Here is a 24,646-nt window from a genome sequence, read left to right on the forward strand (position 1 = left end):
TGTTCTTGTGATTCTGTTCTGTCAGTGGTTGGTGTTGAGTCGTGAGAGACGAGCAGGGCGAGCGCAGAACCTAGGGGGCTCTCAAGAAGAACTTTTGAAACGCTGTCATTTGTGTGGATTTACGCCCCAAACAACGCGGCCCTGAAGCGCTTGACGGCGGTTCAGAGCCTGAAAGGTGCGCCCACTGTCTCTTGGAACAGTCTCCAGTTACTTTGTCTCAGGATTGAGGTTTGGCGTGGGCTGGGGCAGCCCCCGTTGCCCGTCCCACGCTGAAAACCTTTACTTCACGGCTCCGAGACTGAGGCCGCGCACGAGTTGACGCTGGGCGACCCAACCGAAGATCAGCACAGGCAACACGGTGAGGGTCGCGGCGGCGCTGAGTTGCGCCCAGAACAGGCCCATGCTGGTTTTAAACGAACCGATATACACGCTGAGCGGCGCGGCGTCCGATGTGGTGAGGTTCAGGGCAAAGAAGACTTCGTTCCACGCGAAGATCAAGCACAGCAGCGCGGTCGCCGACACACCGGGCATACTCAGCGGCAGCGCGATTCTGAAGAATTCTTGGCTGACGCTCGCGCCGTCAATTTTAGCGGCCTCATAGATCGCATACGGAATCTCGGTGAGGTACGAGTGCATCATCCACACCACCAGCGGCAAGTTCATGGTGGTGTACATCAGGATCAGGCCCAAGCGGGTATCGAGCAGGCCGAGGCTTTTGTACAGCAGGAACAGCGGCACGATCACGCCCACTGCGGGCATCATCTTGGTAGACAGCATCCAAGTCAGGGTGTTTTGGGCGCGTTTGGTGGGATACACCGCCAGAGCAAAGGCAGCGGGCAGACCCAGCACGAAGGCCAGAAGTGTGCTGCCGATAGCGGCGATGAGACTATTGACCAGCGCCGGAAAATAGCTGGGCAAAGCCCGCTGGAAATTGTCGGTAATAGGCGTAAAGGAGAAGACAGGCGGCACCGCGAAAGCCTGAGCTTCTGTTTTGAAGGCGGCCATCATCATCCAGACCAGCGGGAAGAGGAAGGAAATGGCGATGATGTAGGTGATGGTGGTCAGCACGATGTTCTGAACGCGTGTGCGGGCGGCAGCGCTGCTCCGTTTGGCTGGGGGCGGCGCGACTGGGGAAGGGGTGGTGGGTACGGCAGTCATGGTCAGTCCCCCTTGTTGTGGGCCAGCGTGCGGTTGATCATTCGCAGCAGGTACACCGCCAGAATGTTGGTGAGAATCACGGTCAGCACGCCGGCGGCACTGGCGAGGCCGATGTTGTACTCGGCAAAAGCCTTCTGGTAGATGAAGTAGGGCAAGTTGGTGGTCGCCACACCCGGCCCGCCCGACGTACTGCCGTAGATTTCCCCGTAGACCTGAAGCAGCGCGATGGTTTCCATCAACACGACGACTTGAATGGCCTGCGTCCAGTGGGGCAGCACCACGTAGCGGAACTCTTGCCAAGGGCTGGCTCCGTCAAGGCGCACGGCTTCCAACTGGTCTTCGGGCAGGCTTTGCAGTCCGGTCAGCAGGATCAACATGGCAAACGGCGTCCATTCCCACGCGATCATGGCAATGACGCTGGCCATCGGAAATTGGGCCAACCAGTCGACGGGCACGCCGCCCAGCGAACTGACCACCCACGAGAAGAACCCGAACACAGGGTTCAGCAGCATGTTCTTCCACACCACAGCGGTCACGATGGGCATGACCAAGAACGAACTGATCATCAGGGTACGCAGCAGGGTACGGCCCGGAAAATTGCGGTTGAGCAGCATGGCGAGCGAGCCGCCCAAAATGAGCGTGACCGTGAGTGTGCCGCCCGCCAACACCAGCGTATTGAGGACGATTCGCAGGTTGCTGGCATCGGTGAGCAGCGAAATGTAGTTACCCAGCCCCACGAACGGGCGGTTGGTGGGGTCGACGAGGTTATAGCGGAACAGCGAGTAGTACAGCGTCATGAAAAACGGCACCTGAGTGGTGAGGATCAGGTACAGCATGGCGGGCCAGATGAGTGCCGCAGGCGTAAAGCGGAAGCGTTGGCGCGGAGCAGGCGGGCTGGTGGCAGCGAGGTTCTGAGCGACAGTCATGGGATCCACCTTCTAAGCAAAAACAGCCAGTGAGGGCTGGTCAGTTCGGAACCGGAGCGGGGCTTGAGCTGAACAGAAGGGAGTTCATTTTCCGGGGAAACGGTTGCATGGGGCGGAACACTGCCGCCCCATGCAGGCCATCAAGTTTCAATTGCTAGAACAGGCCCGCTGTCAGCAGAATTTACTTCTGGTAGCCGCCGTCTTTGGCCGTCTTGTTGGCCGCGTCCTGCGCCAGTTTGATGGCCTGATCGATGGTGGTCTGGCCGCTGAGTGCGCCCGCAATGTACTGCCCGACGACTGTGCCAAGGGCCTGGAACTCAGGAATGGCGACGAACTGAATCCCGGTGTAGGGCACGGGGTCTTTGGTGGCCTTGTTCACGTCTGCGGTGTTCAGAGCGTTGATGACCAGACCGCTGAAGGCTCCGGCGGCCTTCTTGTAGCTGGCGTTGCTGTAGGTGCTGGCGCGGGTGCCGGGAGGGACGCTGGCCCACGTGCCTTTGGTCTTGGCGACCAGCGCGATGTACTCCTGACTGGTTGCCCACGTGATGAACTTGAAAGCCGCGTCTTCTTGTTTGCTGCTCTTGGGAATGGCGAGATTCCAGCTCCAGTACCAGTGGTTGCCGCGCGGGGTGCCGGGGCCGACGGGCGCATTGGCAAACCCGACGCTCTTGACGATTTTGCTGCTGCTGGGATCGCTGAGGAATCCAGCAGCCACCGTCGCGTCTACCCACATTCCGCACTTGCCCTGGCTCATCAGGGTCAGGTTTTCGGTAAAGCCGTTGGAGGTGGCTCCGGGAGGGCCAGACTTCTTCATCAGGTTGACGTAGAACGTCAGGGCGCTCTTCCAAGCGGGGCTGTTCAGCTGGGCTTGCCAGTTGTTGTCGAACCAGCGTGCGCCGAAGGTGTTGGCCAGCGTGCTGAAGAACGCGGCGTTCTCCCCCCAGCCGGGCAGGCCGCGCAGGCAGATGCCGTACACGCCCGCAGCGGGATTATGAATTTTGGCGGCAAAGCCCTGCACTTGGCTCCAAGTGGGCTGAACAGGCATGGTCAGGCCGGCCTTCTTGAACAGGTCTTTGTTGTAGTACGTCATGGAGCTTTCAGCGTAAAACGGCACGGCGTAGAGGTTGCCCTTCACGGTCAGAGCGCCGCGCACGCTGGGCAAAATGTCGTTCACGTTGTAGCTCTTGGCGAGGGCTGCATTCTTGGCAAACAGGGGCGTCAGGGGATCGAGCCAGCCGTTCTTGGCCCAGATCGGCACTTCGTATGCGCCGACGGTGGCCACGTCAAAGCTGCCCGCGCCGCTTGCTACGTCCAGCGTAATCTTCTGGCGCAGTTCGTTTTCAGGCAGCACCACCCATTTCACGGTGATGTCAGGGTACTTTTTGTTGAACTCTCCAGTCAGGCCCTGCATCGTGACCATGTCGGGGTTGTTGACGGTGGCAATCGTGATGGTGCTGGCCGCCGACGCAGCCGACAGAGCGGCGGCAGTGCCGAGCGAAAGGGCCAAGGTCAGAGAACGCTTGAACGAGAACCGCTTTGAAATCGATTGCATGGGTGAGCCTCCGGGGCGCGTGCCGCCAATACGACGGCAGGAAGAGGATGAGGCGGCAAGGAACGCGGTACACAGGCGTACCGGGCAGACCGGGTGACCGCTTTCACCCAGAACTTTGATTGATGGTCTCGTGACCATTAGTGAACCACATCTTTCACCGAATGTCCAGCCCTAAGCGTATTCTCTACACTTGGTTCAATGATCTCGTGACCATTGGCGTATCGTGGAGTCGTTCAGAGCGTTCTAGGAGTCTGTGTATGCCGCGTATGTTGATCGCCAACCGCCCTATCTGGGGCATACCCTCAGGCTTGCCGAACTGGGCAGGAGGAGAGCCGCGTGATACGGACTTGCTTTGAGGCCTGGGCATCCGCAACGACACCAGATGTTCGTGGATGGCCGCCGTCCTCTCCGTGTTGCCGCTCGTTCCACTCGGATGAGGCCCGCACATCAGCGCCATTCCGGACGACTCGTGTTTTACCGCTATGACGCATAGAATGGCCCGCGTGTCCACCATTCAAGACGTCGCGCGACTCGCGGGCGTCTCCCCCACCACTGCAAAACGTGCCCTGCGTGAAGCCGATAAACTTACGCCCGAAACCCTTGCCCGCGTGCAGGCCGCGATAGAAGCGCTGCACTACGAACCCGACCAACGCGCGGGCGGCCTGCGCGGAGGCCAAAGCCAAACGGTGGGTTTGGTGCTGGGCAGCATCGTCGAACCCTTTTTTGCCCAGTTTGCCCGCACCGCCGCCCGTACCCTCAACCGGGCCGGATACACGCTGATCATTACCGAAAATGAGTACAGCGCCGCCCGTGAAGTGGAAGAACTGCGCCGCTTGTACGGGCAACGGGTGGCGGCCATCATGATTCGGGCGGGCTACGGCCCCGAAAGCCGTGAATATCTGGCCCGCATGGTGGCGCGGGGCGTGGTGGTCGTAGAATTCGATTACACGTCGCCCAACAGTCCCTATACCCACGTGATGCTGAACAACGCCGCTGCCATGTACAGCGCCGTCGCTTATGTGCACAGGCTAGGCCACCGCCGAGTCGCTGCACTGGGTACCTACCACCCGAGCATCCACCCTGAAGAACGCAGCCGCGCTTTTCCGGAAGCCATGAACGCGCATGGCCTCACCGTGCCGCCCGAATACCAGCGCGTCACACTGCTCACCGAGGACACCGCTTACCGCCTGACGCACGACCTGATGAGTCTGCCTGCGCCGCCCACGGCCCTGATCGCGCTGGCAGGCACGCAAGCTGTGGGCGCTTACCGGGCACTGCGTGAACGTGAACTGCATATTCCGGGCGACGTCAGTTTGCTCACCTTCGACAATTACCCGTGGACAGCGCTGGTAGAGCCGCCCATTACGGTCATAGAGCAGCCGGTAGAAGCGATGGCCGAAGCGACAGCGCTTAAAATTATCGCCGCCCTAGAAGGCGGCTCGACGGGCGAAAGCATCACGTTTCCGGGCAAACTGATTGAGCGAGGAAGTTGTGGTCCGCCTAAGCCGGATTGAGGGCCACCCTCTGAACCTTAAAGCTCGGCTGCACCGAACTGGCCCATCTGTCCCTGCTCCAGATCTTCTTGCTGCACGAGGGCCGGAATAGCCAAGGCGGCCAGCACCATTGCGGCGGCGGCGGCGGCAGCCATCGCCCAAAGGTTGCCCGTAAACAGCAGCACCAGCGTCAGCACGCTCAGCGCACTGGAACTTCCCATCAGCAGCGAGAGGACAGAGATCATGCTCTGAGTGTGGCGCAACAGATCAGGCTACACATGAATTTCTCATAAAGCTGGCCTTTGGCCGCCCTTCGGCTGACCTGAAGAGTCCGGGTGTAGCTCTCCAGTGCGTGCAGGCACACGGCAGCAAGGAGCTGAAAGCTGACAGAATGCACACTGGAGACCAGCCCACCTTTTCCGCCGCCTGCCCAAATAAGGATTCCAGTTGATCACCTCACACGACCTGCGCCAGCTCACCTTTTTTGCCGACCTCGACCCAGCCGGACATGAAGAATTGGCGTTGGTCGCCGCAGACGTGTACCTGAATGCAGGAGACTGGCTGATTCAGGAGGGCGACACCGGGGCATTTTTTGTGCTGCTGAAAGGGGAACTGGAGGTCCGCAAGGAAACGGCAGGGGCCGAACATGTGATCACCCGCTACCTGCCCGGCGAGGCGTTTGGAGAAGTGCCGCTGCTGCTGGGATCAGGAGCAGTTGCCAGCATCCGGGCAGAGAAAAATTCGCGGGTCATGCGGCTGGAAGCGCCCGATTTTTATGCGCTGATGGCGCGTTCGGATGCGGTGGCGTCGCGGGTACTGAGGAACATGACGCGGCGGGTGGGCGACCTGCAACGGCTGGCTGTAGAAACGCCGCAGGCCGTGACCCTGCTGATCGGCGGCCGCGCCGAATCCGGTTGCGCTGAGCTGCGTGATTTCTTGGCCCGCAATCAGATTGCGTTTCGGTGGCTTGACCCGGAAGAACCCGCCCTAGCCGCGCTGATTCCGCCGGAGGTGGCCCACCTGCCTCAGCCCACGGTCATCTTGCCGAGCGGCGAGGTGCTGACCCGCCCGAGCCTGCGCAACTTGGCTGTGCAGGTGGGCCTGCAAGTCCGTCCCGAGCGGCCCGAATACGACATCGTCATTCTGGGCGGTGGTCCGGCGGGGCTGGCGGCAGCGGTGTACGGCGCGTCAGAGGGCCTGTGTACGCTGCTGATCGAAAAACACGCTCCCGGTGGGCAAGCAGGCACCTCGTCGCGCATCGAAAACTATTTGGGCTTTCCCACTGGCCTGTCTGGAGATGACCTGAGCGCCCGCGCCCTGCGGCAAGCGCGGCGATTCGGGGCCGAAGTGGTGACCACCCGTGAAGCGGTGGCCCTGACGCCCAGCCCCACACCGGGGACAGGCTGCCATACGGTGACTCTTGACGGGAGTGCAGGAGAAGGCGGCGAACGCCTGCAAGCCCGCACGGTCATCGTGTCTACTGGGGTGGAATGGCGGCCCTTGCCGCTGGCAGGAGCCAAAGCACTCAGCGGGCGCGGCGTGTGGTACGGCGCGGCCCGCACCGAAGCGCCCGGCACGCGGGGCAAAGACGTGTATTTGATCGGCGGCGGCAACTCTGCTGGGCAAGCGGCCATGCATTTTTCGGGCTACGCCGAGCGCGTGAGCCTGCTTATTCGTGGCCCCAGTTTGGAAGCGGGAATGTCTCAGTATTTGATAGACCAGTTGCGCGGCAAAGCCAATGTGCGGGTGTGCCTGAGCTGCGAAGTGGTGGCCTTGCACGGCGAAACTCAGCTGACGGGGCTGACGGTACGCCACGCCCACGCTGCTGAAGAACAGATCGAAACGGACGCCCTCTTCGTGTTTATCGGAGCGGACGCCCGCACCGATTGGCTGCCTGAGGCTTTGGTTCGGGAGAGCCGCGGTTATGTGCTGACAGGAAGCGCCGTTGCCGCTCCCCACTGGCCGCTGAAGCGTGCTCCGCTGCTGCTCGAGACCAGTGTGCCGGGCATCTTTGCGGCGGGCGACGTGCGCCACGACTCTGTTAAGCGGGTGGCGTCGAGCGTCGGCGAGGGCAGCATGGCGGTGGCCCTAATCCACCACTACTTGGGCCTGCACCCGTAGGGTGAAACCGCCCTGAGAGGGTCAGGACGAAATTTGGCCTATCGTTCACACCACAACCTGACTGGGCAATTGCACAAGAGCTCCAGCGGGTCGTTCTGGGCCAGACCCAAATACACCCGACGCACCCAGAGAATGAATTCGGCGCGACATGAGGAAAAGACGAGAAGTCAGGAACGCGAGGAAACTCACGGCTGAGGTTGCGGGATCATGCCAGCATGGGCCAGCGTGACCACTCCGGGAAAAAGCTTCTGAATCAGCGTGATCGTCACATTTTGGAGGCGATGACCGATGGGTACGTCGCCCTAGACCGCGAGTGGCGATTTACGTATGTGAACCGGGTCATTGCCAAAGCCACCGGCAAAACGCCCGCTCAGTTGGTGGGCCGCCGCCTGCCTGACGAGTTCCCAGAAGCTTGGGCGCTGATCGAGCGTCATACAACAGTCATCCACAGTGGTCAGTCGGTGGCCTTCGATGCCGAATATCCACCGTTGGGCGTGCATTTTCATGTCAAAACGTTCCCGACTCCAGAAGGAGTAGAAGTGTTCTTTCAGGACATCACGTCGTTTCGGCACGCCCGCCGCAATGCTTCGCGCCTGCTGAACCTGACCGAATCGCTGAACGCCGCAACCCATCTGGATCAAGTGTTGAAAACTGTCCTCCAGCACCTACAGGAAGAGACCTACGGGGTGTTGGTGGCTCTCCACGACCCCGAAGAAGACGTGCTGAAAGTGCGCTACGCCGTCAATTTTGATCCATCAGTCGTTCAGCCCTATTTGCGAATTGCCTCAGACGCTGCCGTGCCGCTGGCCGAAGCCTTCAGGACGGGCCGCCTGATGGTCATGAGCCGGGCCGAATGTGAAGCCCGCTATCCGGCCCTGGCCATCGACCCGCAGACCCAGGAGATCGTGGTGTTGCCGCTCCGGAGCAGCGGGCGGGTGCTGGGGAGCTTGGCCCTGAGCATGAAGCAGCCTTGGGCTGTAGACCTGCTGACCCGCAGCAAACTGACGGTGGTGGCCGCCCAGTGCGCCAGCGCCATAGAGCGCGCCCAACTGTTCGAGGAAGCGCGGCGCAACGAGGGTCTTTACCGCACCCTGCTGGAAACGACGCACGCAGTGATCTGGGAAGTGGACGCCGAATTCAGGGTGACGCGGCCCCTACGGACTTGGGAATATTTTACGGGCCAACCCTTTGAGCAGCACCGGGACTTCGGCTATATGGCGGCGGTTCATCCAGCCGATCAACAGGCCGCCAGCGATGAGTTACAAGCCCAGACCGCCCTCGGTCACTCGTTCAAAATGAGGGTGCGCTTGCACCACCACAGCGGCCAGTTCCGCGCCACCGAGGTGCAGTGCGTGCCTGTGCAAGATGAATCGGGGCAGGTGTGCGGCTGGGTAGGCGCCATCCGGGACGTCTCGGAGCAGGAGCGCCAGCTGCGGTGGGAAGGCGGCGCACGGCAATTGCTGGCACAACTGGGGCAAGCCACCGAAGCGCTGAGCGTCTACCGCGACGCCCTCCAAGCGGTGGCCGACATTGCCGGAACGCCGCACGCCCTCATGGCTGGCCCACTAGACTCGGCTGGAGCGTTGTCCGGAACATTCCGGGTGCTGCACGCCGGGCAAATACCCGCACGCATCTTGAGCCACCTGCGCCAGTTTCAGGCCGCGCCAGAGTCCAGTGTTGGGCGCGCCATCACCCTCGGCCTCCCCTTCTGGCTGCATGACGAATTGCCTGACCCAACGTTACCGGACGCAGTGTTGCCCGGCGTTCCCGGGACGCCTCACCGGAGTCTGTTAAGTGAGGTCGGCCCTGTCCTCCTGGTGCCCCTCAACCACGAACATCAGCTGACAGCCCTGATCGCGCTGAATTTTACGGGACATCCAGAACCCGGCCAAGACGTGCTGGAGCATCTACGCTGGCTGCAACCTCAGCTGGCCCCCGCTCTGCAACGCGCCCACCTGCTCAGAACGCTGGAGCGGAGCGAACGCCAAGCCCAAACCACGTTGCGGGCGCTCGACGAGGGCGTGCTGCTGTTTGACGCTGCAGGCAACGTGGTGGCTGCCAACCCTGCCGCCTACCAGCTGACCGGCCTTGGCCTGGACGTTCAAGGGGACCACTCTGGAGGCGTGGGAGGCAGCGGCACAGCGGTGTTCCCCTCAGCCTTCGATACGGCGTGGGGGCTGCGCGACCCAGCGGGTCAACTCCTTCCGGTCAGCGCGTATCCGGCGGCTCATGTGATCACGACGGGCGAAACAGTACGCGACGCGGTCATAGAATTTGTGCGTCCAGATGGGCGGGCCATTTTGGTCTCCATTAATGCCGTTCCGCTGGCAGAAGATGGAGTCTTTCGGGGCGCTGTCGTCTCTTTTGCCGACGTGACCGAGGCCTATAGGATGCGCCAACAACTGGAGCGGCAGGCGCGCGAAGACGAATTGACCGGCCTGCCTAACCGCCGGGTCTTCAACTGGTCGCTGGAGCAGTTGGCCAGAGAACCGCAGGCCAAAACCGCTGTGCTGCTGCTAGACATAGACCAATTCAAGACCGTCAACGACACTTTTGGGCATCATGTCGGAGATTCGCTCCTTCAGGCGGTGGCGCGGCGACTGACGGAAGTTTGCGAAGGGCGTGGCACAGTGATTCGGCTGGCTGGCGACGAATTTGGAGTGCTGTTGCCTATCGTGAGGGAGGAGGAAGCGGGCCAGATGGCCACCCTGCTCCTCGAACGCTTGGCAGAGACTCTGGACGTGGCCGATATGGAATTTCATGTCAGCGTGTGCGTGGGCATCTGCATCAGCCCAGACGAGGGCGCGGCGGCCAGCGAACTGTACCGCCAAGTCGATCTGGCGCTGCATGAGGCCAAACGCATCGGGGCGGGCAACTGGTGTCTATTTACACCCGATCTATCGGCCATTCAGGAGCGGCGAGTCCGGTTGGAACGGCGTCTACGGGCTGCCCTACAGGCCCAAAATTTCCTTCCCCAAGCGCTCCCTGCTCCGGTTTCACACCAACGTGCCCTGCATGCCCAAGAGCTGCTTCCCCAAGGTCTCAGCGTGCATTATCAGCCCATCGTGAGCCTGCTGGGGCGGCAAGCGGTGGCCTTTGAAGCTTTGGCACGCTGGCACGATCCTGAACTTGGCTGGGTCAGCCCGCTGGAATTTATCCGCGTGGCCGAGGAAAGCGGCCTGATCCACGAATTGGGGGCGCTGGTGCTGCACTGCGCCCTCCGGCAAGGCAAAGCTTGGGCGCAAGCATGGAACAAGCCCGTGTCCATCAGCGTGAATGTCAGTTCTACCCAGTTGATGAGCTGCGACTTCTTAGAGCAAGTTCTGGGGGCACTGGAAGCCACTGGCGCGGCGGCCTCTTCCCTCATTCTGGAGATTACCGAGGCTGTCGTCATTCAGGATATGGAACTGGTCAACAACCGCCTTCAGGCATTGCGTGACCTAGGAATGCGGGTAGCTCTCGACGATTTCGGAACCGGCTTTTCTAGCTTGGCCGTGTTGGGCACGCTGCCAATTGATGTGCTCAAAGTAGACCGGCTGTTTGTGAAGGGCGTCGCGCAACACACCCGGCGTCAGGCACTCTTAGCCGCCGTCATTTTGCTCGGCCACCGCCTAGGAATCATGGTGGTGGCCGAGGGCGTCGAGGAAATTTCCGAATTGGAAGTCCTGCAAATCTTGGGATGCACCCATGTTCAGGGTTACTTGTTTGCCCGGCCTCTGCCCGCCGCAGAAATTAAGGGCGTGGCCCATCTGGCTTTCGCAGAGCAAGCGGTGTTGCAACCTGCGCGGCAAGGCGACAATTAAGGACGCCCGCCTATTTCCGGCCTATTTACGGGCGCTTCTGATCGTCAGACTCAGTTTGAATATTGGCCGCACTCGCAGTGGGAGACACAGCCGCGTCTATTTGGCTGCTCTCGTGCGCCAAGCCCATCGGATCGATCACTTCCAACACCTCGCGCCGTAGCGACAGCGTTTCGCTCTGATCCACCACGCGGCTTTCCTTCCAGATATGAACATTTAAGGCTGGGTACACTTCCTTCTGAACAGTGGCGTGCTCTTCCAGCAGCAGCACTTCATGGGTGCGCCCCGGCTCTAGGGCCACACCGTCGATCGTCACTTCACCTGCACCGGGCGCAATCGTAATTTCCAGCTTCTCTGTTCGCAGCATCACAGGCACGAGTTCCTGCCTTTCAGTCACCACTTTATTGATGGTCACGGAGCCGTAGACCTCACGCGTCACATCTACACGGGCGCGTTCCTCGTGCAAGGTCATATGTTCGAGATGGACTTTGGAAGACCGCTGCTGTTCTAAGGCGGCCAAAAGTTCGGGAGAGGCGCTTAAGCCCGTGCTGGCCGGAGTGCTTGGCAGCTGACCGGGCAATAGGGAGAGGTCGTCATCTGGTCTGGCGTGATCGCGTGGGTCAGTCATGGGAAGCCTCGCAGTTGGACGGTAAAGGTAAGGTGCAGCGTCGGAAACGGAACACTCGGAGCAGGGCGGATAGTGTCCACGCTGCTCCGAGTGATGGTCAGTGGTCTACGGCAAATCTGATCAGCAGCCGCGTTTTAAAGCTCAGACCTTGCGGTTGGTGGTGCTGGTTTCGGTGGTCGTCGTGCTGCCCTCGTCGATGCGGACTTCGCCCGTCTTGGTCACGTCCAACACTTCGCGGCCCACGGTTTCGGTCACGACTTGGCTGTCGGTCACGGTGCGCTTGCCGATCTCGATCTCTTCCACCACGTAGGCTTCTTTGCCCACGTTGGCACGCTCGGCTTCCAAGTCCACGCGCATCGTGGTCTGACCCTCGCCCAACACAGCCCCGACAACAGCTTGCCCATCGGTTACGGCGCGGCGCTCGATGATCACTTCTTCGCGCTCTAGAGCTACGTTCACTTGCTGTTCGCGGGTTTCGACGCGCTTGGCGACTTCTACACTTCCGGCTTGGAAGCGGTCTTTGTTGACGACCAGACGCTCTTCCAACAGTTGCAAGCGGTCAGGCGTGCGGTAGGCGGTTTCCTTGTAGGCGGCGCGGGCGGTTTCGTCAACTGCGGCGGTCTTGTCGGCTCCCAGCAGCACGCGCTCGTCGGATTCATACGACTCGTCGGCGTACATTTCGCCGGAGCGGTACTCGCCCAAATCGCGGGCCTGCTCACGGGTCAGGCTGTCGAAGTACACGCCGTCGTCGGTAATGCGGGCGTGGCCTACTGGAATCAGCACTTCCTTAGAAGAAAACCAACCGCCGACATCAGCGATCAGGTAGCGCAACTTGCCGCTGGAAGGATCGACGAGGGCGTCACGAATGGTGCCGATCTTCTCGCCGTTGGTACCGTAAGCGATGCTGCCGTTAGGCAAATAGACGCCTTCTCCAGTCAGGGTGTCGCCGTGCGTGCGGGTCAGTTCGGAAAGCAGTGCAAGTTGGGGCTGTGTCATGGGAAAACCTCCGGTGAAGGGGATAGGGAAATACATGTAGTCCTGAATGTCCGGTCTTACACAAACAACCAGCGTTCCCTGTGTTCAGGCCGTCCGTCAGGGTCAGGAGCAAGTTTAAGCAGAGTGCCTCGCCCCGCTGCTGAGTGTTTTCTTAATGCCTACCGAGGTTTGTCTTGGGTTAGGGTTTATGCCGAATTGATCAAGTCCATAAGAATTGAGTCAACAACCCCTGCTGATTGAAACTGTCGAACTTGGCCTACTACTCGGCAAACATTTAAGCTGGAAGTGCAAAAGTTGCAAACTTACATTTAGTAACAGTAGTTACATTTTTATTTTTGATCAAAGGGAGCTTTGTAATGCATAAAGCATCCCCGCTCTGCACTGGAAATCAGTGAGGCGGGGATGACGTAGATTTGAGTTGGTGGCTAAGTTATCAGCGTCCAGTGCGTCCCAGCAGGTCTACCAAGCGGTCTACCTGTGCTTTCTGCGCGGCTTCCAGTGCAGCTACCGCTTCTTTCTGTAATGCCTTCCATGCTTCTAGTGTGCGAGTGGAGGAATGCATCACGGCGGCGCTCACCGTAAAGTGGAGCCCCGGCGAACGGCGCATGCTGGCTTCTACGGCTTCGCCCCGTGCGCCCAGCACCGCACCCAAAATGCCCTTTTCTTCGGCCCGGCGTTGAAGTTCACGGCGTAGGGCACGGTCTTTAATCCGTTCCACGACTTCCCAAGCCGCGTCTTGTACCAGATCGCGGCCCGGTGCAGCACGGAAGGCTTCGACCCACAGGTCATCGCCACGCCGCCCGGTTCTAAAATGCAATCCGCCCGTATGCAGCGTCCACTGGCTCTCAAAGTCGCGCCCATCTTCAACCAATACGCGAATCTGGCGGGTTCCAGCTTCCAGCATGAAGCGGTGGCCTTCGGGCAGCACAGGCCAACTGCTCAGGCCATCGGCGTCAAGCGCCTGCATGGTGGCGTAGGCCGAAGCCAAGACTTCAGGGGCGTCTTGGGCGCTTCCCACGCGTGCGCCATCTGCGTACAGGCCCAATGCGCCGCCTTCTTCCGCCCGGACTTCATGGACAATGTGCCGAAGACCCAATCCCCACGCCTCGTGCGCGCGCGTCAGGGCGGCACTCAGTGCGGCGGGATTGACGGCTTCACGCACGTCTAAGTTCAGGTCAGGCAGGGCGGTTCTGAGGAGTGCCTGAAGGGCTGTCAGTGCCCCGGCTTCAGCATCTTGCGCCAACTGGGCGGCGTCTGGGGCGGCTGTTTTCTTGATCTTACTGGCTTGCGTCACGGGAATCCTCCGGGCATGTTCTGGTGGGCGAGGTCACCCTCAGTTGTAGGTGGCTAAGTCTTTTGCTAGGCCGAGATAATACGAAGTTCTCGCGGTGAGTGTAGCCCAATAGCACAGAGGCTCTCCTGTTGCTCCACTCCCGCCAGCACGGGTTTATTCTACTCTATTTATGCGACTGAAAACAGAAGCCGCTCCCCCAATATGTTCATAACAGATTTACTGCGCAACTCACTGAATTTGGGAGGCAGGATGCACGGGAGCGGAGGCGGCTTTCCAATCTGTACTTTCTGGAAGCACCAACGGTTGCCCTTCCAGATCCAAATCTTTTCGAGTTGAGATTGCCGGTCTAGATTTTGAAGCAGTCCAGTTCTCCCCTATACAAAAATCGAGCTTGCAAAAATCGCCCTACTCATTGAAATCTAATCAGATACTCATTCTACGATACAGTTTGGATCAAGTTTGAATATCTCCCTAGAAGCCACGAGAGGGGCTTTGCAAGACTCTGACATGACTGGGGGGCGTGAATGGAGTTAGAGGCATCTTCTTGGGGCTCTGGTGAGCTGCCAAGGCTATCTGAATCTGGATACCAGCCAAACAAATGTTATTTGGGGCCAAATCATGTCAAAAACCCGGTTTAGCTGACCGGAAAGATTTATACTTGAGCCCGATTTTTTTTATGCTCGCCCTGATGTTGATTCTTTTAGAGCTTTTAAAAGATTTAAAAGATTGATGATCATCATCAGGGGGCTAGAGCGATTCCCCAGAAACACGACGTTTTTCGCGTTTATCGCCTGAGTAGACCGGTACTTTTAGCTCAAACCGCCTGAGTAGACCGGTACTTTTTGACCCCAATCGCCTGAGTAGACCGGTACTTTTAGCTCAAACCGCCTGAGTAGACCGGTAGTGCCTCCTCTCAAACCGCCTGAGTAGACCGGTATTTTTTCAGCAAACCGCCTGAGTAGACCGGTAGTCGAATCTCAAACCGCCTGAGTAGACCGGTAGTGGTCTGTTGCGGCCAATAGTGGGTGTTTCTTAGCTCTGCTACGTTCAATCTGCCGATTATCGCTCATTCTGTTTTCAGCTAATCGCCTGAGTAGACCGGTACTCTCTGCTGCCAAACCGCCTGAGTTGTCCGGTATCGCGTATGAGGAGCCGGGCGCGTATCATGAGGACAGTTCTGAGGAGGAAAGCAGGAGTGACGACCCCCAAACGGCAGGCCAACAACCGGTTGTCAAAGCTCCCCCCTTCCCTTCCGCAGGAAGTTCGGCGCATTGATGAAGCCAACGTCGGTCGGCTCGGACTGATCAGCATTCAGGAGCGCATTCCCGAAAGCTTTACTTCTTGGACGGTGGATTTTGAGGTGGATGGCCGCCCCGCCCGCCTGAGTTGCGACGCGGTGCCCAAGTACGGCGGCGTGCCACACGGCCTAGACGGCGATGTGGCCACGGCCCTGATGGATTTGTATGTGGAGAGTGGCTGCCCCGAAGACGGCGTGCTGCACACCACGGCGTATCAAATTCTTAAACGGGCTGGATTGGGCGATTCGGGCCGCTACTACCAGAATCTACGCCAAACTTTGTTTCGGCTCAGAACTGCCACCTACAGTGCATCTGAAGCGTGGCGAGACCATCGGCAGCGGAAGTGGACAACCGTCACCTTCAATTACATAGAGGCGCTGGAATTTACCAGCCCAGACGGCGAACTGGGCCTCAGCCGCACCAGTACGCTTAAACTGCGCTTGGCCGAATCCATCGTGCGGTCTATTCGGGCGCAGTACACCAAGCCGCTCGACCTAGAATTCCTGACCAGTTTGGATCGCCCGCTGACCCGCGCTCTGTACCGCTTGCTGGACGCCCGCCGTTACCCGCCAGAAGACCCGCGTGAACGGTTGCCGTCCTACACGGTCAATTTGATCGCTTGGGCTGACGCCTGCAAAATTGTAGATCAGCGCAGCAACAAAATTCGGGCGACGTTACAGGGCGCACACGAAGAATTGATCGAGCGCGGCTATTTGGCCGACGTTGCCTACGATGGGCGCGGGCAAAAGCAGGAAATCACCTACCTGTTTGCCGATACTGGCCCGGAACCCGAACCGTTGACACCGCCTTCTGCCCTCCTGCAAGACCTCCTGAATTACCGCGTGGCGTTGTCAGTATCCGAACGTCTGCTGCATGAATACGGCGATGAACACGTCGCCGCACGCTTAGCCCGTTTTCAGCGCTTGCTGGAGCAGGGTTACAAGGCCCGCAACGCATCTGCCCTGCTCGTAGACGTGATTCGGGATACGGAGGGCAAATACGAAGAGAAGACGGTTGAGGCGGTGGTGGTCAAAGCCAATTCGCGTGCCCGCCCCGGCAATCGGCCCAGTAGCAGCAATCGGCCCAATAGTCTGCCCAGCGACCCAGCGCCGCTGCTGCTGCCTGTGGCCGAAGAAGACCCCAGCCAGAATGCTTCTCTGGAAGAACGGGTAGACGCAGCCATGAAAACAGTTCAGTTTTTATTGCGTGAACGCTTGAGTGTGACTGAATATGCCCGCCTCAGAATGCATCTGATCATTGGGCACCCTGAACCCCAACAGTTGGGGCGCCGCGCCCTAAAAGCTAAGATGGAAGGCCAATTGGACGCCTTGGCAACAGAGTTGTTGACCCTCTTAGATCAAGAGACTTCTGCTATTGAAAGTCAGCCGTAAGGTGTTGTTTAGGTGCAGCGCCTCTCTTTCACCTCTTCCGGAACGCATACTCTTGTCATATTATCTTGGCTGTTCTAGGCCGTTTCTATGTGGCAACTGACCTCTAATTAATTTCGAGGTGATTTAGCCAACCTAAAGGTCATAGACCAAAGTGTCTGTGCGGTTCATCATGGATACATCGTGGCTGATGTGTCAAGCAATGCCCACTCCATTTTTTATGCCGAGACGCAAGAGCGGCCAAAAGATGTGTGGCATTCGTGACGGCGGAAGACTGGGCCACAACTGTTATTAGGCTCTGTTTGGGGGGTGACGCTTTGCTGGGGATTGCGCTGGCGGCCTTTGCGCCAAGATTGCGGCCCGGCGCACCCGACCAAGTGACGCGGATGGTGCGCCTGACTGCGTTGGTGGCGGCATTGTGGGCGGCTTGTTTGGCACTGGCTTGGCCGCCCTCTGTGCCCTTCTACCAACTGGCGGCGGCCATAAGCGGGTTCGTGGCGTTGGTGTTGGTGCTGGTACTGGTGCGGCTGTTATTGCGCTTGCCGCCTGTCCTGACCGCCGAAGAATCGGTGCGAGACTTGCTGACCGGTGCCCTGAGCCGCTCTGGTCTGATTCAGGGTTACCGGCAGTTGCCCAGCACTACACCTGTGTCGGTGGCGCTAATCGACGTGAACGGCCTCAAGCTGATGAACGACGTGCAGGGCCACAACACGGGCGACCTGTTCCTGCACAGCATCGCTCAGGCGCTTATGTCGGCCTTACCTGCGGGCAGCCTGATCGGGCGTTGGGGCGGTGACGAATTCGTGACCCTCACGCCGTACACGTCGTCTGAAATTGTCATGGATACCTTGAAAGCGGCGTTGCGGGATACGCCGGGAGCGCGACCCGGACTTCCTGCGTTTGCGTTTGGGGTAACCGAAACCCACACGCCCGAACCGCTGGAACGGTCTATTGCGGTGGCCGATGAGCGCATGTACACCTTCAAGCAGCGGCAGCGCGAGGTACAGGTCATGCAGGGCAGCGGCGTGGGGCCAGAGTCGCTGGACGAATTTGCCCGCCAACTCGATCTCCTTTCTACGCCAGACGAATTGCTCCCGCTGGGGCTGTCCTTGTCGCTGCAGTTCGTGGGCTTTGAGGCCGCCGCCTATTACGGACGGATAGACGGGAGCTTCCGGCTGCTGAATTTCTCTGGGTCTTCTGAGTTGCGCGACCTGCACGGCCAATTGCAGACCCATCTGAACAACGGACAGGGTACGACGGGCGAGGCGGTCACCACCCGGCAAACCACATGGAGCGCCGACTACCAGAACGATCCGCGCAGCGTGCCCGAATGGAGAGAGGCGGGGCTGAAAAGTGTGCTGACCACGCCGGTTTACGATGCTACGCGCTTAGTCGGGGTGCTGTGCCTGACCAGTTTCAACACTTGGCACGCCGTCACGCCGCAGCGCCGGTATTTGCTGGAACGATTGGCGCAGCGCATCGGCTACTCGCTAGAGCGCACCAGAATGCACGACTCCGACCCGTGGCATCCTTCCGAGGAGCGTGGGCAGACCTGAAATTGGTAGAGGCTGAGGTTGGTGAGGGCTAGAGCAGCCCGCGCCGCAACGCCTTCACTGCGGCTTGGGTGCGGTCGGCGGCCTGAAGTTTCACCAGCAAATCCTGTACATGCAGCTTCACGGTACTCACGCTGACGCCGAGGCGCAGGGCGATGTCTTTGTTGGCCAACCCATCGGCAATCAACCTCAGCACGTCCATTTCGCGGGCGGTTAAGGGCGAGGCGGTATCGGGGGCGCGGATGCCGCCCAGCACATGGTGGGCCACTTGCGGGTCAAGGTAGGCGCTTCCGGCGGCGGCGGCACGAATCGCCAGCAGCAGCAAATCAGATTGGGCGCTTTTGAGGCAGTAGGCATCGGCTCCGCCTGCCAGCGCCGCGAACACTTCGTCGCGCAGATCGTGGGCGGTCAGCATCACCACGCGCACGGCGGGCCAGGCCCGCTTAATTTCGGCGCAGGTCTGAATGCCGTCTATGCCGGGTAGACCGATATCTACTACCGCCACATCCACCTCATGCCGCACCAACACTTCTAGCGCTTCTTCGCCGCTGCGGGCCTCGGCAGTGACGCGCAAATCAGGTTCCAGATTGATGGCCGCCCGCAGCCCATCGCGGGTAAAAGCGTGATCCTCGACCAGCAAAATCCGGGTGTGTGGTGCGGCAGGCTGTGATGGGGCAGATTGTGAGGGAACAGTCATGGGCGCTCCGGTGGAGTGGTGGGGGGCAGTTCGCGGGGCAAAATCAGGCTAAACGTGCTTTGGGCGCGGGCGGTACGGGCGTAGGTCACGTTGCCGCCGTGTGCCTGCGCGATTCGGCGCGTGAGGTACAACCCCAGCCCTGTGCCGCTGCCTGCGCCGCCTCCCCGGAACCGTTGAAACAAGGTCGGAATACGGCTGGCGCTGACGCCGGGGCCGTCGTCCTGCACGGTCAGAATGGCTTCGTCGGCGTCGACGCTGAGGGTCACGCGCACTGTGCCACCGGGCGGGCTGAATTTGACGGCATTGTCGATCAGATTTTGCACCGCGCGGCGCAGATCGTGGGGACGGCCCTGGACCCGCACGCCGCTGAGATGCGGTTCCAGCGTGATGCTGCGGGCCTCGGCCCTCGCCTGAAGCTGAGACAAGACGCCCACGGTGACGTCCCGCAGATTCACGTCGCTGGGCGGGTCCTCGGGTTCGCCGCCCTCCACTTTGGCCACCGCCAACAACTGATCGGCCAACGCCAGCAGGGTGGCATTGGCCTCCAGCCCATTGTGCAGCGTGGCACGGTAAGCGTCGGGCAAGGGGCCGTAAGCGCCGCGCAGAGCGGTTTCCATGCTCATGGCGTTGGCCATCAGGGGCGTTCTCAGATCGTGCGAAAACGCGTAGACCAGATCGCGCAACACTTCACCACGTTCGGTCAATTGAGCGCGTTGCAGCCGCAGTTCGTCCAGCAGTCCGGTGCGGTCTAAAAGGGGCTGAAGCGTGCCCACGGCCTGCGCGATTTCTCCGGGTGGCGCGGTAGGCCGTTCTATCAGCACCAGCAGGTCTCCCCCACCCTCGGCGGCAGGGCGGCGAGACAGTCGGGCCAAGACCAGATCGCCGCCGTTTGCAGCCCACACCTCTGACCCCACACCGGGCGGACGGGTCAGGACTTCGAGGGGCAGCCGGGTATTCAGGCGCGGAGGCTGCTGCTTATGGGGCTTGCCTTCCGTCTCAGCCGCCGTGCTGATGCTGCGGGTATACGGTTCGCGCAACATGGCCCGGTCTACTGCGCCAATTTCCACACTCCGCGCTCCGGTCAGGGTTTGCAAGGCTGCCGCCGCACGGGTCACGAATTCGGCCTCGCCCAGCGGGCCACTTACGCTCTCTACCAAGGCCCGCAGGCTGCGCTCGAAGGTCAGGCGGCGCTCTTCTTCCGCCAAGCGTGCGGCGCGGGCATTGGCTTCGCGGGCACGCAGGGTCAGCAGGCCCACCAGCAGCACGGTCAGAATGCTCACGGTGCGGTTCACGGCGTCAAAGGTGGTGATGCCGTCGCGCCCAGCGTTCAGCACGCCCGCGAGCAGATTGGCTCCGACGCTACAGGCCAGCAGCGCCAGCGTGGTGCGCTGCGAGGCTCCCAGCGCGGCCAGCGCCACCGGCGCACTCAGCAGCGTTCCCAGTACCCACTGGGCAGGCGTCAGGATGTCGGCGGCCGTAATCAGGCCCAACAGTGTCCATGCCAGCGCCGCTGCCGTGCGTTCTCCGGGCACGGCAAACCGGACGGGCAGGGCCGAATTCACGCTGTCCATTCTAGGGCTTGTGGGCCACACGGAATCTTGAGGGGTCAGGGGCGCGGCTTCTGAAATAAAAGCTTGCTCAGGTTGTGGGGGTTCGGGCAGCAAGGGTCTCCCTTTCACTGCCCCACCCTAGAGCGGGCGCGGGCCGGGCGAATTGGCCAAGTGGCCCACGCGGATAGCCAAAAGCAGAGTGCCGCGCCGCCCAGCCGGAGCCGAGGATGCCTCCTATGGATGTGTTCTTGTTGCTGCTCGTGGTGGCCCTCGTCGTTTATTTGCTCTACGCCCTCATCCGTGCCGAGAGGTTTTAGCGGTGGGCATCTTGCTTGGCTTCCTGATTTTGCTGGCCCTCTTTGGTGTGGTAGCCGCCGCCCTCGCGCTGCCAGAGAAGCTCTGAAATGGACATCTTTTTAACCTACGCGCTGGCCTTCGCGCTGGCCCTTCCGCTGGGCATCCTGATTGCCCGGCTGTTCTCTGCCCCTGCTTCCCGTTTTACTTCCGGCTTGCTGCGCCTGACCGGGGTAGACGCCACTCGCCCCATGAACTGGCGGCAATACGGCGCGGCCTTACTGGGAACCAACGTCCTGATCGGTGTGGCTGCCTTCCTCCTTTACAGCCTGCAAGGTGGCCTGCCCCTCAACCCCGACGGCATTCCCAACCTGCGCTGGGATACAGCACTCCATACCGCTGCCAGCTTTATTACCAACACCAACCAACAGCATTACAGCGGGCAGAACAGCCTCAGCTACCTGTCGCAGCTGGTGGGAATTACAGCCCTGCAATTTATTACTCCGGCGGTGGGCATGGCTGCCCTGTTTGCCGTGCTGCGCGGCCTTCGGGGTGAAACCAACGTCGGCAACTACTTTTTGGATGTGACGCGGGCCATCGGGCTGCTGATTCCGGCGTCGTTCGTGCTGGCCTTACTCCTGACTTCTCAGGGCGTCCCCAGCACTTTCAGCGGCGCGAAAACAGCCACATTGATTGAGGCTCAAACGGTGGAAGGTCAGGCCGTAACCACCCAGACCATTCCTGTTGGGCCAGTGGCCGCAATGGTGGCGATTAAGCAACTGGGCACCAACGGCGGCGGCTGGTACGGCCCCAACAGCGCCGTGCCGCTGGAGAACCCCACGCCGCTTAGCAATCTCTTCCAGAGCGTGTCTATCATCTTGTTCCCGGTGGCGTTGGTCTGCGCAGCTGGCCTCTTTCTGCGCCGCCGCCGCTTTGGCGTGGCCCTGATCGCAGTCATGAGTGTGATGTCGGCGGCCCTGACCCTCGGCGCGGTGCTGAGTGAGCGGCAGCCCAACGCGGCCCTGTCTGGACTGGCAGCGGCGAGCGGCAATATGGAAGGCAAAGAAGTGCGCTTCGGCACCGACGCCACCGCGCTGTGGGGAGCCATCACCACCCAAACCAGCAACGGTAGCGTCAACGGGATGCTGGATAGCTTCAACCCGTTGGGCGGCTTGGTGCCGCAACTGGGGATGTTCCTCAACGACGTGTACGGCGGCATCGGCGTAGGCCTGATCAACATGCTCGTGTTCGTGATCTTGACCGTCTTCATCGCGGGCCTGATGGTGGGCCGCACGCCCGAACTGTTTGGCCGCAAGATCGAAACCCGCGAAATCAAAATCGCTTCGCTGGTTATTCTGCTTCAACCCTTGCTGGTGCTGGGATTTACGGCGGCAACGGTGGCCCTGCCCAGCATCACCGCCAATTCCAACCCCGGTTTTCACGGCTTGTCGCAGGTGCTGTACGAGTACAACAGCGCCTACGCCAACAACGGCAGCGGCTTCGAGGGGCTGGGCGACAACACACCTTGGTGGAATGTGACCTGCGCGGTGGTGCTGATTCTGGCCCGTTTCCTGCCCATTTTGGGGCCACTCGCCATCGCCGGATACCTGGCCCAAAAGAAGGCCGCGCCCGAAACGAGCGGCACCCTGCGGGTGGATACGCCCGTGTTTGCCGGAATGCTGCTGAGCGTGATGCTGCTGCTGCAACTGCTGAACTTTGCGCCTGCGCTGGTGCTGGGGCCGGTGGCCGAACAACTGACTCTGTCTTCTCCTGTCAACACTGGAGCCACCAAATGACTGCTCTGCCCAACCTGCCCGCGCCCAATCCAGCTCCGACTCCGGCTAAGAAGTCTCTGTTTGCCCCAGAGCAAGTTCGCAATGCCCTGCGTTCCAGCGTGACCAAACTCAACCCGCGCTCTATGGCCCGCAACCCGGTCATGTTCGTGGTATTGGTCGGCTCGGCGCTCACTCTGTATCTGACTCTTGCCAACATCGCCACGGGCAAAAGCTGGGGCTACGAGGCCGCGATTACCGTGCTGCTGCTGCTCACAGTGCTGTTCGCCAATTTTGCCGAAGGCCTCGCCGAAGCACGCGGCAAAGCGCAGGCCGCCAGTTTGCGGGCCGCCCGCGAAGATACCCCCGCCCGCCGCCTCATCGGTGGAACCCTGACGGGCACGGAAGAAACCGTTCCCAGCACCCGCTTGACTCGCGGTGACCTGATCGTGATCGAAGCGGGCGAAATCGTGGCCGGAGACGGCGAGATTATTGAGGGTTTGGCGAGCGTGGACGAAAGCGCGATTACCGGGGAAAGTGCGCCGGTGATCCGTGAGGCCGGAACCGACCACAGCGGCGTCACGGGCGGCACACGGGTGTTGTCTGACCGCATCGTGGTGCGCGTGACCAGCCAACCGGGGGAGTCTTTCCTCGACCGCATGATTGCGCTGGTGGAAGGGGCCAGCCGCCAGAAAACCCCCAACGAACTGGCGCTGAGTATCTTGCTGGCGGCCCTCACGCTCATTTTCTTGCTGGTGGTGGCGACGTTGCCGCTGATGGCCCGTTTTGTGGGCGTCGAGGTAAACGTGGTGACGTTGGTGGCGCTGCTGGTGTGCCTGATTCCCACCACCATCGGCGGCCTGCTTCCGGCCATCGGCATTGCGGGGATGGACCGAGCGCTGCAGGCCAACGTGATCGCCAAAAGTGGCAAGGCTGTAGAAGTGGCGGGCGACATCGATATTCTGCTGCTGGACAAGACCGGAACGATTACCATCGGAGACCGTCAGGCCACGCGGTTTGCGCCGCTGCCCGGAGTGACCGAAGCAGAATTGGCCCACGCCGCCGCGCTGTCTTCGCTCTCCGACCCCACGCCCGAAGGCAAAAGCATCGTGGCGTTGGCTGCCGCGCAGGGCATCAAGCCTACGGCACCCAATAATGCTGACTGGATAGAATTCTCGGCCCAAACGCGCATGAGCGGCGTGGACGCTGGGGAAATCAGCATTCGCAAAGGGGCAGGCAGCGCCGTGTCCCGCCTCACGACCGAGCGTGGGGGCCGCATTCCACCTGAACTGCAAGCCACGGTGGATGAGGTCTCACGCGGGGGTGGCACGCCGTTGGTGGTACTGAGCGGCACGCACATCTTGGGTGTGGTGGCCCTGTCGGACATCGTGAAACCGGGCATGCGCGAACGCTTCGAGCAGTTGCGGCGCATGGGCCTGCGAACGGTGATGATTACGGGTGACAACCCTCTGACCGCCGAAGCGATTGCCCGCGAAGCTGGCGTAGACGGCTTTTTGGCCGAAGCCACGCCCGAAGACAAAATGCGGATGATCAAGGAAGAACAGGCGGCGGGCAAACTGGTAGCCATGATGGGCGACGGCACCAACGACGCGCCCGCGCTGGCCCAGGCCGATGTGGGCCTGGCGATGCAGAGCGGCACGCAGGCCGCCAAAGAAGCGGCCAACATGATCGATCTGGACTCCGACCCTACCAAACTGATTGAAGTCGTGGAGATCGGCAAGGGCCTGCTGATGACTCGCGGCGCACTGACCACCTTTTCGATTGCCAACGATGTCGCCAAGTATTTTGCAATTCTGCCCGCCCTGTTTGCCGCGCAACTTCCCGTGCTGGCTCCTCTCAATGTGATGCGCCTGAACAGCCCGGAGAGCGCCATCTTGAGTGCCGTTATCTTCAATGCCCTCGTGATTCCGGCCCTGATTCCCATCGCCCTGCGCGGCGTGCGCTACACGCCCGGCAGCGCCGACGCCCTCCTGACCCGCAACCTGTTGGTCTATGGATTGGGCGGCATCGTCATTCCGTTTATCGGCATCAAACTGATCGATCTGCTGCTGGGCGTGATTGGCGTTTAGGCCGCTCTGATTGCCGAGCAGCAGAGAGTCAGGGGG

General features: G+C 60.6%; 17 protein-coding genes. 8 read left to right on the forward strand and 9 right to left on the reverse strand.

The genetic code is table 11. The features are described 5' to 3' along the window. Positions 1–279: 279 nt before the first annotated feature. The 3 genes from E7T06_RS01605 to E7T06_RS01615 form a co-directional block, all read right to left on the reverse strand. Positions 280–1,158, reverse strand: coding sequence for a carbohydrate ABC transporter permease (locus tag E7T06_RS01605; protein ID WP_240740793.1), 879 nt, complete (start codon positions 1,156–1,158; stop codon positions 280–282). Positions 1,159–1,160: 2 nt separating this feature from the next. Further along, on the reverse strand, positions 1,161–2,084 hold the full coding sequence (locus E7T06_RS01610) for a sugar ABC transporter permease (RefSeq protein WP_136364108.1): 924 nt from the start codon (positions 2,082–2,084) through the stop codon (positions 1,161–1,163). A gap of 181 nt (positions 2,085–2,265) precedes the next feature. Further along, the gene (locus E7T06_RS01615) at positions 2,266–3,636 is read right to left on the reverse strand and encodes a sugar ABC transporter substrate-binding protein (protein WP_136364109.1); all 1,371 of its coding nucleotides are present in this window, start codon (positions 3,634–3,636) and stop codon (positions 2,266–2,268) included. A gap of 494 nt (positions 3,637–4,130) precedes the next feature. Here E7T06_RS01615 and E7T06_RS01620 point away from each other — a divergent pair, with 494 nt between their 5' ends. Beyond that, positions 4,131–5,150: a LacI family DNA-binding transcriptional regulator gene (locus tag E7T06_RS01620; RefSeq protein ID WP_136364207.1), complete on the forward strand. Its 1,020-nt coding sequence runs from the start codon at positions 4,131–4,133 to the stop codon at positions 5,148–5,150. Between the two features lie 17 nt (positions 5,151–5,167). On the opposite strand, the gene E7T06_RS01625 is transcribed toward E7T06_RS01620, so the two are convergent. After that, positions 5,168–5,374 carry a hypothetical protein gene (locus E7T06_RS01625; RefSeq protein ID WP_136364110.1) on the reverse strand — a complete coding sequence of 69 codons (207 nt, stop codon included), beginning with the start codon at positions 5,372–5,374 and terminating at the stop codon, positions 5,168–5,170. Between the two features lie 202 nt (positions 5,375–5,576). Between E7T06_RS01625 and E7T06_RS01630 the strand changes: the two genes are divergently transcribed. Together E7T06_RS01630 and E7T06_RS01635 are read left to right on the forward strand one after the other, a co-directional pair. Then, positions 5,577–7,250, forward strand: coding sequence for an FAD-dependent oxidoreductase (locus E7T06_RS01630; protein WP_136364111.1), 1,674 nt, complete (start codon positions 5,577–5,579; stop codon positions 7,248–7,250). A gap of 215 nt (positions 7,251–7,465) precedes the next feature. Beyond that, positions 7,466–11,053 carry an EAL domain-containing protein gene (locus tag E7T06_RS01635; RefSeq protein WP_136364112.1) on the forward strand — a complete coding sequence of 1,196 codons (3,588 nt, stop codon included), beginning with the start codon at positions 7,466–7,468 and terminating at the stop codon, positions 11,051–11,053. Positions 11,054–11,078: 25 nt separating this feature from the next. On the opposite strand, the gene E7T06_RS01640 is transcribed toward E7T06_RS01635, so the two are convergent. The 3 genes from E7T06_RS01640 to E7T06_RS01650 form a co-directional block, all read right to left on the reverse strand. Further along, positions 11,079–11,678 (reverse strand): YsnF/AvaK domain-containing protein, encoded by a 600-nt coding sequence (locus E7T06_RS01640; RefSeq protein WP_136364113.1) that lies wholly within the window; start codon positions 11,676–11,678, stop codon positions 11,079–11,081. A 141-nt stretch (positions 11,679–11,819) separates the two neighbouring features. Then, complete coding sequence (locus E7T06_RS01645; protein ID WP_168733319.1) at positions 11,820–12,674, reverse strand: DUF2382 domain-containing protein; 855 nt, start codon at positions 12,672–12,674, stop codon at positions 11,820–11,822. A gap of 433 nt (positions 12,675–13,107) precedes the next feature. Then, the gene (locus E7T06_RS01650; RefSeq protein ID WP_136364114.1) at positions 13,108–13,968 is read right to left on the reverse strand and encodes a DNA repair protein; all 861 of its coding nucleotides are present in this window, start codon (positions 13,966–13,968) and stop codon (positions 13,108–13,110) included. 1,195 nt (positions 13,969–15,163) lie between these two features. On the opposite strand from E7T06_RS01650, the gene E7T06_RS01655 reads away from it, so the two are divergent. Together E7T06_RS01655 and E7T06_RS01660 are read left to right on the forward strand one after the other, a co-directional pair. Further along, complete coding sequence (locus E7T06_RS01655) at positions 15,164–16,657, forward strand: replication initiator protein A (protein ID WP_136364115.1); 1,494 nt, start codon at positions 15,164–15,166, stop codon at positions 16,655–16,657. 299 nt (positions 16,658–16,956) lie between these two features. Next, entirely contained in the window at positions 16,957–18,210 is a 1,254-nt protein-coding gene (locus E7T06_RS01660; RefSeq protein WP_136364116.1) for a diguanylate cyclase, read from the forward strand. A 28-nt stretch (positions 18,211–18,238) separates the two neighbouring features. On the opposite strand, the gene E7T06_RS01665 is transcribed toward E7T06_RS01660, so the two are convergent. Together E7T06_RS01665 and E7T06_RS01670 are read right to left on the reverse strand one after the other, a co-directional pair. Beyond that, positions 18,239–18,904, reverse strand: coding sequence for a response regulator transcription factor (locus E7T06_RS01665; RefSeq protein ID WP_136364117.1), 666 nt, complete (start codon positions 18,902–18,904; stop codon positions 18,239–18,241). Then, positions 18,901–20,466 carry a HAMP domain-containing sensor histidine kinase gene (locus E7T06_RS01670; RefSeq protein WP_240740794.1) on the reverse strand — a complete coding sequence of 522 codons (1,566 nt, stop codon included), beginning with the start codon at positions 20,464–20,466 and terminating at the stop codon, positions 18,901–18,903. Before E7T06_RS01670 ends, E7T06_RS01665 begins: the two co-directional genes overlap by 4 nt. A gap of 215 nt (positions 20,467–20,681) precedes the next feature. Between E7T06_RS01670 and kdpF the strand changes: the two genes are divergently transcribed. From kdpF to kdpB, 3 genes are all read left to right on the forward strand, one after another. Then, the gene (gene kdpF / locus E7T06_RS01675; RefSeq protein ID WP_136364119.1) at positions 20,682–20,771 is read left to right on the forward strand and encodes a K(+)-transporting ATPase subunit F; all 90 of its coding nucleotides are present in this window, start codon (positions 20,682–20,684) and stop codon (positions 20,769–20,771) included. An 87-nt stretch (positions 20,772–20,858) separates the two neighbouring features. Then, a complete protein-coding gene (kdpA, locus tag E7T06_RS01680) occupies positions 20,859–22,544 on the forward strand; it encodes a potassium-transporting ATPase subunit KdpA (RefSeq protein WP_136364120.1) in 1,686 nt (561 codons plus the stop codon). Further along, positions 22,541–24,610: a potassium-transporting ATPase subunit KdpB gene (gene kdpB, locus E7T06_RS01685; protein ID WP_136364121.1), complete on the forward strand. Its 2,070-nt coding sequence runs from the start codon at positions 22,541–22,543 to the stop codon at positions 24,608–24,610. Before kdpA ends, kdpB begins: the two co-directional genes overlap by 4 nt. Positions 24,611–24,646 lie beyond the last annotated feature (36 nt).

Source organism: Deinococcus sp. Arct2-2 (assembly GCF_004801315.1).
Taxonomy (GTDB): Bacteria; Deinococcota; Deinococci; order Deinococcales; family Deinococcaceae; genus Deinococcus.